The sequence below is a fragment of the Mesorhizobium sp. M0029 genome (assembly GCF_040323735.1).
Taxonomy (GTDB): domain Bacteria; phylum Pseudomonadota; class Alphaproteobacteria; order Rhizobiales; family Rhizobiaceae; genus Mesorhizobium.
The window spans coordinates 183,822-196,792 of record NZ_JAMYVF010000004.1 but is presented as its reverse complement, the minus strand read 5'-3'; the positions used below and the strand labels follow the sequence as shown (position 1 = coordinate 196,792).

Genomic DNA, 12,971 nt, shown 5'->3' with positions numbered 1-12,971 from the left:
ACCTGGATTAGCTCACACGAAGCACGAGGCCGCGGCTGGGCACGGTATCCGACTCGCCCGGCATCGAGACATAGGGCGCCGTCTCCTCGGCGCGGACAACCCTGCCCTCAGCCTCGAGCGCAGCGATGCGTTCGGCGAAGCCGGCGTTCCACAGCGTGTTCTTGACCGTCAGCACGATGATGCCGTCCGGCCGGCAGATGCGGATCAGTTCGTCCAGTCCCTCGGCGCCGACATGCCCGGAGGTGAAAACGCCGGCCGAGACGATGCCGGCATAGGCATTGTCGGCAAAGGGGAGCGGCCCGCCGAGCGCCAGGCAATGCAGTGCCGAATAGACGCCCTTTGCCGCCGCCTTGGCCAGCATGCCTTGCGAAATATCGAGCGCTTCGACCTGGGGATAGCCGGTAATGGCCAGCCACTCGCTGATCAGCCCGGTGCCGGCCCCGGCGTCGAGAAGCGGGGCCGCGCCGCGCGGCAGATGCCGTGCGAGCAGGGCCAGGCAGATCGTCGGATGGCGGTAGCCGGCGGCCGACATATCGGCATCGTAGGTTTCCGACCAATTGTCATAGATCGCGGCGACGTCCTCGGGCCGTTGCGCTGAATAGGCGGCGCCAAGCCCGCCATGATCCTTGTTGCCCGCCATGGCTGTTTCTCCGCCAGCTCGCTGCTCACCCTCGATCGGGATGATAGCCAAACGGCGAAAACTGTGGAACCGTTGTCGCAAGAAATAACACGCCAGGGGCAACAGGCATGGGGACCGACGAGGCACGCGCAACACTTGCAGCGATTCCGGCATTAGCGGGCTATGACGGACCGCTTGAGCGGCTGGGCGGGATGACCAATCTCGTCTTTCGGGCCGGCGATATCTGCCTGCGTATCCCCGGCAAAGGCACGGAGGAGTATATCAACCGCGCCAATGAAGCGGTGGCGGCGCGTGAGGCGGCCAAGGCCGGCGTCAGTCCCGAGGTGCTGCATGTCGACCCTGCGACAGGCGTGATGGCGAGCCGCTTCGTTGCCGGCGCCGAGACAATGTCGCCGGAGAAGTTCAAGCTGCGCGACGGCAGCCCGGCCCGCGCCGGCGAGGCCTTCCGCAAGCTGCACTCGTCAGGCGCGGTGTTCCCGTTCCGCTTCGAGCTGTTTGCGATGATCGACGACTATCTCAAGGTCTTGTCGACCAAGGACGTCGCCTTGCCGCCGGGCTACCACGACGTGGTGCGCGAATCCGCCACCGTGCGTGCGTCCCTTGCCGCGCATAGACTGCCGCTTGCCGCCTGCCATTGCGATCCGCTGTGCGAGAATTTGCTCGATACGGGCGAGCGGATGTGGATCGTCGACTGGGAATATTCGGGGATGAATGACCCGCTCTGGGATCTCGGCGACCTCTCGGTCGAAGGCCGGTTCGACACCGCGCAGGAGGAAGTGATGATGCGCGCCTATTTCGGCGGCGAGGCAAAACCGGCCGAGCGCGGCCGCGTCGTCACCTACAAGGCGATGTGCGACCTGTTGTGGACGCTCTGGGGCCTTATCCAGCTTGCCAACAACAACCCGGTCGAGGATTTCCGCGCCTATGCCGACGGTCGCTTCGCCCGTTGCAAGGCGCTGATGGAAACGCCTGAGTTTTCACGGCATCTGGCGGCGGTGCGCCAAGGTTAGGTCAATTCACGCCTTTCGGCACGTTCTCCGGCGGCACGCCTGTTTCGACCACCTTCTGGCGGTGGAAGATGAACAGGCCGGCGAGCACGACGATGGCCGAGCCGATCAGGATGCGCGGTCCCGGCACGTCGCCGAAGAAGGCCAGGCCGAAGATCACCGCCCATAGAAGCAGGCTGTAGTGCAGCGGCGCCAGCGTCGAGGCAGGGGCCAGTTTCAGCGCCCTGGTAATCATCAGATGCGCGCTGCAGGAGACGATGCCGAGCAGGAGCATGGCGCCGAAATCAAGTGCCGAGGGCGTCTGCCAGGCGCCTATGGTCATCACGCCGCCGACCAGCAGCGTGCCGATAGTCTGCCAGGTGACCAGCGTTGTGTCGCTGGTGCCGCGCAGGCGGCGGCTGAGGATGATGGCGAAGGCGAAGGCAATGCTGCCGACCAGTGCGAACAGCGAGGACTGCGAGAACGCCGCCGAAGACGGCTTCAAGATGATCAGCACGCCGCAGAAGCCGACCAGGATGGCGGCCCAGCGGCGCCAGCCGGCCTTTTCGCCGAGCAGGAAATGCGACAGCGCCGCCACATAGATCGGCCCGGCCATGTAGAAGCTCATCACGTCGGCAAGCGGAAGATAGACGACGGCGGCATAGAACAGCGCCGTGTCCGCCGTGGTCGCCAGCACGCGCAGAATCTGGAGGACCGGCCGCTCCATCCGGAACAGTCTGCCGGCGCCCTGGTTGGCGATCATCGGGCCGAGCACGATGAAGGCGCCGATCGATCGGATCAGCACCACCTGACCGACCGAGAAGCTGGCGACCAGCCATTTGCCCATCGCGTCGTTCAGCGCGAACATGAAGTCGCCGGCCAGCATCAACAGGATGCCGGCCAGGAGCGCGTTCCTGATGGTGAAGGTGCGGACGAGCGACTGGGCCATGCGGCTCCCTAGCTGCAAGCGGCCGCTTTGACGAGGCAAATCGGTAAGACCAGCGGCGGAAATCGGCTGTTTCTACGCAGTTTTGTGCCGCCGGTTCACCTGTCCGGGACGGCCGGCGACCGACAGCCGTGTCTCCTGTTTCGTGCGCTCGGCCACCACCTTGCCCCTGGCGACGACGCACAGCCGTTCGGCACGCAGCCTCAAGGCCTCGATCGGGTTGCCTGCATCGAGGATGACGAAGCTGGCGCGCTTGCCCACGGCAAGGCCGAGATGATCGAGGCCCATGATGGCGGCGTTGACATTGGTGACCATGTCGAAGCAGCGTGCCATGTCGGCAGGGCTCGACATCTGAGCGACGTGAAGCCCCATGAAGGCGACGTCGAGCATGTCGGCGGTGCCCAGCGAATACCAGGGGTCGAGAACGCAATCCTGGCCCCAACCGACGCGGATGCCGAGCGCCAGCATCTCCTTCACCCGGGTCATTCCGCGGCGTTTGGGAAACGTGTCGTGGCGGCCCTGCAGCATGATGTTGATCAGCGGATTGGGGATCGCCGACACACCGGCCTCGGCAATCAGCGGCAGCAGCTTGGAGACGTAGTAATTGTCCATCGAGTGCATTGAAGTCAGATGCGAGCCGGCTACCTTGCCCTGCAGGCCAAGGCGCTGCGTCTCATAGGCAAGCTGCTCGATGTGGCGCGACAGCGGATCGTCGGTCTCGTCGCAATGCAGGTCGACCATCAGCCCGCGCTTCGCCGCGATTTCGCACAATTCGGTCACCGAGCGCGTGCCGTCGGCCATGGTGCGTTCGAAATGCGGGATGCCGCCGACGATGTCGACGCCCATGTCGAGCGCGCGCAGCGTGTTCTGGCGCGCCGTCGGCGAACGGTAGAAGCCATCCTGCGGGAAAGCGACCAGTTGCAGATCGATATAGGGCGCGACAATCTTCTTGACGTCGAGCAGCGCCTCGACCGCCAGCAGCCGGTCGTCGCAGACATCGACATGGGTACGGATGGCGAGCAGGCCCATCGAGACCGCCCAGTCGCAATAGGCGAGCGCCCGCTCGCGCACCGCGTCATGCGTCAGGAGCGGCTTCAGCTCGCCCCATAGCGAAATGCCCTCCAGCAGCGTACCCGAAGCGTTGATGCGTGGAATGCCGTAGGACAGCGTTGCATCCATATGGAAATGCGGATCGACGAAGGGCGGCGAGATCAGATTGCCACGGGCGTCGATCGACGTGCCGGCGCTGACATGCAGTTCGGGCTCGATGGCGACGATCGTCTCGCCGATGATGCCGAGGTCGGCGACGGTGCCGTCGGGCAGCGTTCCGCCGCGCACAACAAGGTCGAAATCCATCTGTCGTCATCTCCCCGCAGATCAATCGCCGCAATCGTGGCGCAAAAGACACCGTGCCGCAGCCGATTGTCTCCGCGACAGCGAAAGGTTCCATCCGGCCACAACTCGCTCTATAAGCCGCCTTTCGCCCTGGTGGCGAATCCGAAATTCGTCAGTCAGGCATGGGATCGGCCATTTGTTTCGCTTCTTCCGTTCGACGGAAAACCAGCGCCTTATCGCAAGGCTTTTGCGGGAATCCTTTCACGCGCATAGATTTGGCTACGCTGCGGCCATTCTGTCGATGCTGGTGGTGGCGGCAACGACAGCAGCCAGCGCCTATATGCTGCGCGAAATCACCAATGAATTCGTGGTTTACAAGCGGATTGGGCAGGTCAATCTGATCGCGGCGGCGACCGGAGCGATTTTCATTCTCAAGGGCTTCGCAAACTTCATCCAGGCCTACTTCATGAGCAGGGTCGGCAATGCCATCATCGCCGACCGGCAGCGCAAGATCTATGACAGCATTCTTGCGCAAGGCATCGAATTCTATCATTCGACCTCTTCGTCCGAACTGATTTCGCGCATGACGAACAATGCCCAGGCCGCGCGCAGCGTGCTCGACCAAATCGTCACGTCCTATGTTCGCGACCTGGTGACGCTGGCTGCGCTGGTGGGTGTGATGGTCTGGCAGCAGCCGGCGCTGTCCCTGATCTGTCTGGTGATCGGGCCGATCGCCATTTACGGCGTCAATCGTATCCTGAAGCGCGTCCGAAAAATTGCCTCGCAAGAATTCCGTTCGCTCGGCCAGATCGTGCAGGTGATGCAGGAAACTGCGATCGGCGTGCGCGTCGTCAAATCCTTCGGTCTCGAAGGCGCCATGCGCAAGCGCATGTACAAGGCCGTGTCGGACGTGGAGAGCCGCGCCAACAACATCGCCACGCTGGAGGCCGCCACCAGCCCGGTTATGGAAACGCTTGCGGGGCTGGCCATCGCTGGCGCCGTTTTTGTCAGCGGCTTCCTGGTTCTGGGCGGCGGCGGTCAGATGCCGGGCAACATCATGGCCTTCATCGCGGCGCTGCTGTTGGCCTATGAGCCGGCCAAGCGCCTGGCCCGCGTACGCATCTCGCTTGAAACCGGCATTGTCGGCGTGCGCATGATGTTCCAGCTCGCCGACCGGCCGCTGACGCTGGCCGAAAAGCCGGATGCAAAGCCGCTGCGGGCCGGGCCGGGCGAGATCCATTTCGACAATGTCAGCTTCGCCTACCCCGAAAGCGCGCCGGTGTTCGAGGGACTGGACCTGACGCTTGCCGCAGGCAAAATGACGGCGCTCGTCGGACCCTCGGGCAGTGGCAAGTCGACCATCCTCAACCTGATCATGCGCATGTACGACCCGCAGAGCGGCAGGGTGATGTTCGACGGGCAGGACATTTCTTGTGCCACGCTCACCTCGGTCAGGGAAAAGATCGCCTATGTCAGCCAGGACACGTTCCTGTTTGCCGGCACGATCATGCACAACATCAGGCTCGGGCGCGAGGGCGCCACGGACGAGGAAGTAATGGCCGCCGCAAGGGCCGCCAATGCACATGACTTCATCAGCGCCCAGGCGAAAGGCTACGACACGGATGTCGGCGAGAATGGCGCGCTGCTGTCAGGCGGCCAGCGCCAGCGCATCTCGATCGCACGCGCCATGCTGCGCAATGCCGAAATCCTGCTTCTGGACGAGGCGACCAGCGCACTCGACGCCGAATCCGAGGCGCTGTTCCGCGACGCGCTGCAGCAGCTGACGGTCGGGCGCACCACCATCGTCATTGCCCACCGCCTGTCGACCGTGCACCAGGCCGACACGATCGTGGTGCTGGAGGCCGGCAAGGTGGTGGAAAGCGGCGCGCATCGCACGCTGCTCAACCAGGGCGGGCTGTATCAGAAGCTTTACGAATATCAGCTGATGCCGTGAGCTTTACCCTCCCCCTTGTGGGGAGGGTCGCTGCGCAGCAGCGGGGTGGGGGTCGGCGCCGCACCCCCTCACTGCGGCACGTGCCGCACCGCGCCCTTGTCTGCGCTGGTGGCGAAGGCTGCGTAAGCGCGCAGCGCGGTCGTCACCTTGCGCTTGCGCTTTTCCTCGGGCTTCCAGGCCATGGCGCCCTTTGCCTCCATGGCCGCGCGGCGCGCATCTAGCTCGGCGTCACTGACCGCCAGACGTATGGTGCGGTTGGGGATGTCGATCCCGATCGTGTCGCCCTCTTGCACCAGCCCGATCAATCCGCCTTCGGCCGCCTCCGGTGAGGCATGGCCGATCGACAGGCCTGATGTGCCGCCCGAGAAGCGGCCGTCGGTGACCAGCGCGCAGGCTTTGCCGAGGCCTTTCGACTTCAGATAGCTGGTGGGGTAGAGCATTTCCTGCATGCCGGGGCCGCCACGCGGCCCTTCATAGCGGATGACGACGACATCGCCGGCCTTGATCTCGTTGGACAGGATCGCTTTGACGGAAGCGTCCTGGCTTTCGAACACGCGGGCCGGGCCGGTGAACTTCAGGATCGACTCGTCAACGCCGGCCGTCTTCACGATGCAGCCGTCGAGCGCCAGATTGCCTTTCAGCACGGCAAGGCCGCCGTCTTTCGAGAACGGCGTCTCGGCTGAGCGGATGACGCCCTTCTCGCGGTCGAGGTCGAGCTCGTCCCAGCGGCGGTCCTGGCTGAAGGCGACCTGTGTCGGCACGCCACCCGGAGCGGCGAGGAAGAAATCGCGGACGCTTTGGCTGGAGGTGCGGGAAATGTCCCAATGGTCGAGCGCTTCGCCGAGGCTCGCCGTGTGCACCGTGGGCAGGTCGCGGTTGAGCAGCCCGGCATTGTCGAGCTGGCCGAGGATCGCCATGATGCCGCCGGCGCGGTGGACGTCTTCCATATGCACGTCGGACTTGGCCGGTGCGACCTTGCATAGCACCGGAACCCGCCGTGACAGCCGGTCGATGTCTTCCATGGTGAAATCGACTTCGCCCTCGTGGGCGGCGGCCAGGATATGCAGCACCGTATTGGTCGAGCCGCCCATGGCGATGTCGAGCGTCATGGCGTTCTCGAAGGCGCCCTTCGAGGCGATGCTGCGCGGCAGCGCCGTCTCATCATCCTGCTCGTAGTAGCGCTGGGCGAGATCGACGATAAGGTGGCCCGCCTCGACGAACAGCCGCTTGCGGTCGGCGTGGGTTGCCAGCGTCGAGCCGTTGCCCGGCAGCGAGAGCCCCAGTGCTTCAGTCAGGCAGTTCATCGAATTGGCGGTGAACATGCCCGAGCACGAGCCGCAGGTCGGGCAAGCCGAGCGCTCGATGACCTTGACGTCCTCGTCGGAGATCTTGTCGTCGGCGGCGGCAACCATGGCGTCGACCAGGTCGAGCGCTTGTGTCTTGCCGGCGAGCACCACCTTGCCGGCTTCCATCGGCCCCCCGGAGACGAAGACGCTTGGGATATTGAGGCGCAAGGAGGCCATCAGCATGCCGGGCGTGATCTTGTCGCAATTGGAGATGCAGACCATGGCATCGGCGCAATGCGCGTTGACCATGTATTCGACCGAGTCCGCGATCAGCTCGCGCGACGGCAGCGAATAGAGCATGCCGTCATGGCCCATGGCGATGCCGTCATCGACGGCGATGGTGTTGAATTCCTTGGCGACACCGCCGGCCTTCTCGATCTCGCGCGCCACCAGCTGGCCAAGGTCTTTCAGATGGACATGACCCGGCACGAACTGGGTGAAGGAATTGACCACCGCGATGATCGGCTTGCCGAAATCCGAATCCTTCATGCCGGTGGCGCGCCACAGGCCGCGTGCGCCGGCCATGTTGCGGCCGTGGGTGGTGGTGCGGGAGCGATAGGCAGGCATGAATTTTCCTTGGCTGGCTGGCTGCGCTCAACGCGGAGCGTGGCGGCGCTGGATTTGGATCGCAGGGTTTATAGACCGGCAAGTATGGTCTGGCCACATTTTTGCAATGCGCCAGAGTCTCGCTGAAATCAGGGTTTCGAAAAAGATTGCCGGCCAGTGTCGGATCGCTAGCCCGGCATCCGTCCTTGGGACGACGGCAAGGGAATGGCACCATTTCTATAAGTCAGCCGCTTCACCTGTAATCGCAACCAAACACCCGAGGAGCATGACATGCAAAAGATCACCACCTGCCTGTGGTTCGACGGCCAGGCCGAAGAGGCGATGAATTTCTACGTCTCCATCTTCAAGAACTCGAAGGTACTGAGCGTGCTGCGTTGGCCCGAAGGCCATACCGATGCCGGCAAGGCGCTGGTAACCACGTTCGAACTCGACGGCCTGCAGTTCCAGGCGCTCAACGGCGGACCGCAATTCAAGTTCAACGAGGCGATGTCACAGTCGATCGACTGCAAGACCCAGGAAGAGGTCGATTATTTCTGGGACAAGCTCATCGAAGGCGGCGGCGAACCGTCGCAATGCAGCTGGCTGAAGGACAAGTTCGGCGTCTCCTGGCAAGTCGTGCCGGAGCAACTGCCGCGCCTGCTTCTGGATCCGGACCGGGCCAAGGCCGGGCGGGTGATGTCGGCGATGATGCAGATGAGCAAGATCGATATTGCGAAGATCGAGGAAGCTGCGGAGGGGTGAGAAGGGGTCCGCGTAGCGGACGAAAAGCCAATTGCTTGGCTTTTCGAGCTTCGAACGCCCTGAGCCATGCGAAGGGCCGGCGCGCGTTGGAGCCAATTGACCCTTCAACGTCGGCGCTGCCCCTCATCCGCCCTTCGGGCACCCTCTCCGCGTAAACGGGCAGAAGGAAAAGGGGCGCCTTACGCCGCCTTGTCGCGGACCTGGTAGTCTTTGACGGTTGCGAAGCGGATCGCCTTCCAGCGTTCGGCTTCGTAGTTCAGCGAGAAGGCGTGCTGGGCCAGAAACACAGGGTCGTTGTCGAGGTCGCGGGCGATGTCGCCGCGATGCGCTTCGATGAAGCGAAGCGTCTCGCCCTTGTCGTCGGCCGAGATCCAGCGGCAGACCGAGAAGCGCGACATTTCGAATTCGACCGGCAGCGTGTATTCGAAATTCAGCCGCTCCTTCAAAACGTCGAGCTGCAACGCGCCGACGACACCGACGATGGCCGGCGAGCCGTCTTCCGGCGAAAACAGCTGCACGACGCCTTCCTCGGCCATCTGGTGCAGCGCTTCCTTGAGTTTTTTCGCCTTCATCGCGTCGCCGAGGCGCACACGGCGCAGGATTTCCGGCGCGAAGTTGGGTACGCCGCGGAACAGTATCTCCTCGCCTTCGGTCAGCGTATCGCCGATACGCAGCGTGCCGTGGTTGGGAATGCCGACGACATCGCCGGCAAACGCTTCGTCGGCGGTGACGCGGGTGCGGGCAAAGAAGAACTGCGGCGCCGACAGGCTCATCGGCTTGCCGGTGCGCACCAGCTTGGCCTTCATGCCGCGCTCGAGCTTGCCCGAACAGACGCGCACGAAGGCGATGCGGTCGCGATGGTTGGGGTCCATATTGGCCTGGATCTTGAACACGAAGGACGTCATCTTCTCCTCCGTCGCCTCGACCTTGCGGGTGTCTGCGTCCTGCGCACGCGGCGGCGGGCCGAAGGCGCCGAGCGCCTCGATCAGGTCGCGCACGCCGTAATTGCGCAACGCCGAGCCGAAATAGACCGGTGTCAGATGGCCTTCGCGGAAGGCGTCGATGTCGAGCGGGCGGCAAGCTTCGCGCGCGAGCTCCAGCTCCTCGATGAAGGCCTCGCGCTCGTTTTCCGGCAGCAGGCCGGCGACGCGGTTGGAGTCGGGGCCGTTGACCGGCGTGCGGTCTTTCTCGGCATCGCCCCTGCGCACAGCGTTGAGCGCCAGGTGGTAGGTGCCGGCAAAAGTCTTGCCGCGGCCGATCGGCCAGGTGATGGGGGCAGTGTCCAGCGCCAACTTCTGCTCGATCTCGTCGAGAATTTCGAACGGGTCGCGGCTTTCGCGGTCCATCTTGTTGATGAAGGTGATGATCGGGATGTCGCGCAGCCGGCAGACTTCGAACAGTTTCAGCGTGCGCGGTTCGATGCCCTTGGCGGCGTCGATGACCATGACGGCGCTATCGACCGCCGACAGCGTGCGGTAGGTGTCGTCGGCGAAATCCTCGTGACCTGGCGTGTCGAGCAGGTTGAAGACATTGTCCTCGTATTCGAAGGTCATCACCGAGGTGACGACCGAAATGCCGCGCTCGCGCTCGATCTTCATCCAGTCGGACCGCGTCTGGATGCGGTCCTTCTTGGCCTTGACCTCGCCCGCAAGCTGGATGGCGCCGCCGAACAGCAGCAGCTTTTCGGTGAGCGTCGTCTTGCCGGCGTCTGGGTGGGCGATGATCGCGAAAGTGCGGCGGCGCGATACCGCCTGTTCGATGTCTTCAGCCAATTTCTGGAATCCTGTCTGTGGCGCGGGCTTCTAGCAGCGCATTGCCAGCCTGTCGACAGTTTCGGGCCGGCAGGCCGACCACACTTGAGCTTGAATCGTTACGGTGGCATCAGAGGAGCCCATTCTGAGAGGTCCGGTATGAGCAGCGCTAAAGAAGTCATCGTCATCGGCGCCGGCATTGTCGGGGCGTCCATCGCCTGGCACCTGACCAAGGCCGGGGCGCGGGTGACTGTGATTTCCGATAGTGGTGCCGGCGGCGTCGCCACGCCAAACTCCTTTGCCTGGATCAACGCCAGCTGGGGCAATCCCGAAATCTATTTCCGGCTGCGCATCCGTGCGATGGCCGAATGGAAGCGGCTGGCAAACGAGCTGCCCGGCCTGCCGCTCGCCTGGTGCGGCGGGCTGTGCTGGGATCTGCCGGCCGACAGGCTCGAAGCCTACGCGGCTGAGCACGCTTCCTGGGGTTACGGCATCGAACGCGTCGACGCCGGGCGCGCAGCGCAAATCGAGCCCAATCTCGTCGAGCCGCCGGAATTCGCTGTCTATGTCGCGGAAGAAGGCGTGGCCGAACCGGTCGCAGCGGCCAAGGCGCTGCTGGCCGACGCAGAACGGCAAGGTGCGCGCGTTCTCTCCAGTTCTGTAACCGCACTTGTCCAGACCGATGGCAGGATTGCCGGTGTCGATACATCGCATGGGCTGATGCCAGCCGAAGAGGTGGTGATCGCAGCCGGTGTCGGGGCGCCCGATATTGCCGCTACCGTCGGCATCAAGCTGCCGATCGAGACGCCGCCCGGTCTGATCGTCCACTCGCAGCCCTACAAGAAGCTCCTCAACGGGCTGGTGCATGCCGAAAAGCTGCATATGCGCCAGACGGCGGAGGGCCGCATCATCGCCGGCTCGGATTTCGCGGGGAGCGATCCCGGTGAGAATCCCGACGCCACGGCGCGCGAGCTGTTTGCAGCAATGAAGGCGGCTTTGCGCGGCGCCGACGAACTGGAATTTGATTTCCACACGGTTGGCTACCGGCCGACGCCGATCGACGGCTTTCCGATCATCGGCCGCGCCGAGGGCACGGAAGGTCTCTATGTCGCCGTCATGCATTCCGGCATAACGCTGGCGCCGGCGGTCGGGCTGTTCGCCACGCGCGAAATTCTCGACGGCGAGCGTGATCCGCTGCTGAGGCCTTATGGGTTGGGTCGGTTTGCTCAGTAGCCCGGCGGACGCTTGAAGCCGCCGGTCAGCGCTTCGATCGCCTTGGCGATGCCGAGCAGCCGCGATTCCGACCAGCGCTTGCCGACCAGTTGCAGGCCGATAGGCAGGCCGTCGCGGTCTTGCCCGCAGGGCAGCGAGAGTGCCGGATGGCCGGAATAGTTGAAGACCGCGCCATAGGCCGGTAGCATCCAATAGCTTTGCTCCTTGCCGTCGACTTCGATCGGCGTGCCGGGCTCACAATGCGCGAAGGCCGTGGTCATGGCGACCGGGCACAGCAAGGCATCGCAGGTTTCGAAGAACCTGTCCCAGGCCAGGATCGAGCGGTCGCGGCGAGCGAGCGCCTCGAACCAATTGGTGATCGGCGTTGGCTGCTCCGGCGGTTCGGGCTGCGCTGCCTCCAGCATCATGCCGATCAGATCGCCGCCCTGCTCCAGATCGTCACGCAGATCGATCTCAGGCAAGTTCGCTTCTTCCACAATCACCCCTGCTGATTGCAACCGCTGGGCCAGGCTTTCGGCGGCGACAGCGATTTCGCCAGCCACCGGAAAGCCGGGGAAGGACGGCGCGGCGGCGATGCGCAATGTCTTGAGGTCGAGCCTGGGCATGGCCTCTACGGGCACCGGCGCGAGGTCGGTGTCTGCTCCGTCCGGGCCGGCGATGATTTTGTAGATCAGCGCAAGATCCTCCACGCAGCGCGCCAGCGGGCCGAGGCAGGACATCAGCCGCACGCTACGCGCCGCGCCGTTCGGATCGGGGAAGGCGCCGGCCAGGGACACGCGGTGCTCGGTCGGTTTCAACCCGTAGACGCCGCAAAAAGCCGACGGCAGGCGGATCGAATCCTGCATGTCGGTTCCGACATCGAACGGCGTCATCCCGGTCGCCACTGCTGCCGCGGCGCCACCGCTGGAGCCGCCTGAAGTGCGCGATAGGTTCCAAGGATTGCTGGTGCGACCTAACAGCGGATTGTCTGACTGCCAGTCGCCCAGCATGGTCGCGACATTGGTCTTTCCAATCAGGATGCCGCCTGCGGCTTTCAATCGGGCGACGACCGGACTGTCTGCCTTTGCCACATAGTCGGCGAATGGTGCGAAACCAACCGTGGTCTTCATGTCGGCCGTTTCGTGCGTATCCTTCAGGGTGAAGGGCACGCCATGCAGCGAGCCGAGCGCATCGCCATGCGCCAATGCCACGTCGGCGTTTTCAGCGCGCTCACGGGCGCCTTCGCGGTCGAGATTGACGATGGCGTTGACGGCCTCGTTGTGTCGGTCGATTTGGACCAGATGGGCGTCCAGAGCTTCGACGGCGGAGATCTTTCGCGCCGCGATTGCGGCGGCGAGATCGATGGTAGAGGAAAAGGCGAGGTCCATGATTGCTCCGGCTGCTGCCAAACGTATCGCGGTTTAAAACCAAGTTCAGCATTCGGAGATCATCGGCGCTTGATCAAAATTGCGCTTGCCGGTCGGTTGAGGTTG

Annotated in this window: 10 protein-coding genes; 4 read left to right on the top strand and 6 right to left on the bottom strand. The window is 63.9% G+C overall.

The window, feature by feature from the left end; genetic code table 11:
• Window positions 1-7: 7 nt before the first annotated feature.
• The gene (locus tag NKJ76_RS09110) at window positions 8-640 is read right to left on the bottom strand and encodes a class I SAM-dependent DNA methyltransferase (RefSeq protein ID WP_023688807.1); all 633 of its coding nucleotides are present in this window, start codon (window positions 638-640) and stop codon (window positions 8-10) included.
• A 107-nt stretch (window positions 641-747) separates the two neighbouring features.
• Between NKJ76_RS09110 and NKJ76_RS09105 the strand changes: the two genes are divergently transcribed.
• Window positions 748-1,650: a phosphotransferase family protein gene (locus NKJ76_RS09105; protein ID WP_023823791.1), complete on the top strand. Its 903-nt coding sequence runs from the start codon at window positions 748-750 to the stop codon at window positions 1,648-1,650.
• 1 nt (window position 1,651) lies between these two features.
• On the opposite strand, the gene NKJ76_RS09100 is transcribed toward NKJ76_RS09105, so the two are convergent.
• A complete protein-coding gene (locus NKJ76_RS09100) occupies window positions 1,652-2,575 on the bottom strand; it encodes a DMT family transporter (protein ID WP_352537265.1) in 924 nt (307 codons plus the stop codon).
• A gap of 72 nt (window positions 2,576-2,647) precedes the next feature.
• Entirely contained in the window at window positions 2,648-3,928 is a 1,281-nt protein-coding gene (locus NKJ76_RS09095) for an amidohydrolase family protein (RefSeq protein ID WP_352537264.1), read from the bottom strand.
• 175 nt (window positions 3,929-4,103) lie between these two features.
• Here NKJ76_RS09095 and NKJ76_RS09090 point away from each other — a divergent pair, with 175 nt between their 5' ends.
• Window positions 4,104-5,861, top strand: a complete 1,758-nt coding sequence (locus NKJ76_RS09090; protein WP_023685110.1) for an ABC transporter ATP-binding protein — start codon at window positions 4,104-4,106, stop codon at window positions 5,859-5,861.
• 68 nt (window positions 5,862-5,929) lie between these two features.
• Here NKJ76_RS09090 and ilvD read toward each other — a convergent pair whose 3' ends face one another.
• Window positions 5,930-7,774: a dihydroxy-acid dehydratase gene (gene ilvD, locus NKJ76_RS09085; RefSeq protein WP_352537263.1), complete on the bottom strand. Its 1,845-nt coding sequence runs from the start codon at window positions 7,772-7,774 to the stop codon at window positions 5,930-5,932.
• A 270-nt stretch (window positions 7,775-8,044) separates the two neighbouring features.
• Between ilvD and NKJ76_RS09080 the strand changes: the two genes are divergently transcribed.
• A complete protein-coding gene (locus NKJ76_RS09080) occupies window positions 8,045-8,515 on the top strand; it encodes a VOC family protein (RefSeq protein ID WP_352537262.1) in 471 nt (156 codons plus the stop codon).
• Window positions 8,516-8,694: 179 nt separating this feature from the next.
• On the opposite strand, the gene NKJ76_RS09075 is transcribed toward NKJ76_RS09080, so the two are convergent.
• Window positions 8,695-10,287, bottom strand: coding sequence for a peptide chain release factor 3 (locus tag NKJ76_RS09075; protein ID WP_023738134.1), 1,593 nt, complete (start codon window positions 10,285-10,287; stop codon window positions 8,695-8,697).
• Window positions 10,288-10,425: 138 nt separating this feature from the next.
• Here NKJ76_RS09075 and NKJ76_RS09070 point away from each other — a divergent pair, with 138 nt between their 5' ends.
• Window positions 10,426-11,499 carry an NAD(P)/FAD-dependent oxidoreductase gene (locus NKJ76_RS09070; RefSeq protein ID WP_352537261.1) on the top strand — a complete coding sequence of 358 codons (1,074 nt, stop codon included), beginning with the start codon at window positions 10,426-10,428 and terminating at the stop codon, window positions 11,497-11,499.
• On the opposite strand, the gene NKJ76_RS09065 is transcribed toward NKJ76_RS09070, so the two are convergent.
• Window positions 11,493-12,866: an amidase gene (locus tag NKJ76_RS09065; RefSeq protein WP_352537260.1), complete on the bottom strand. Its 1,374-nt coding sequence runs from the start codon at window positions 12,864-12,866 to the stop codon at window positions 11,493-11,495. The genes NKJ76_RS09070 and NKJ76_RS09065 overlap by 7 nt on opposite strands.
• Window positions 12,867-12,971 lie beyond the last annotated feature (105 nt).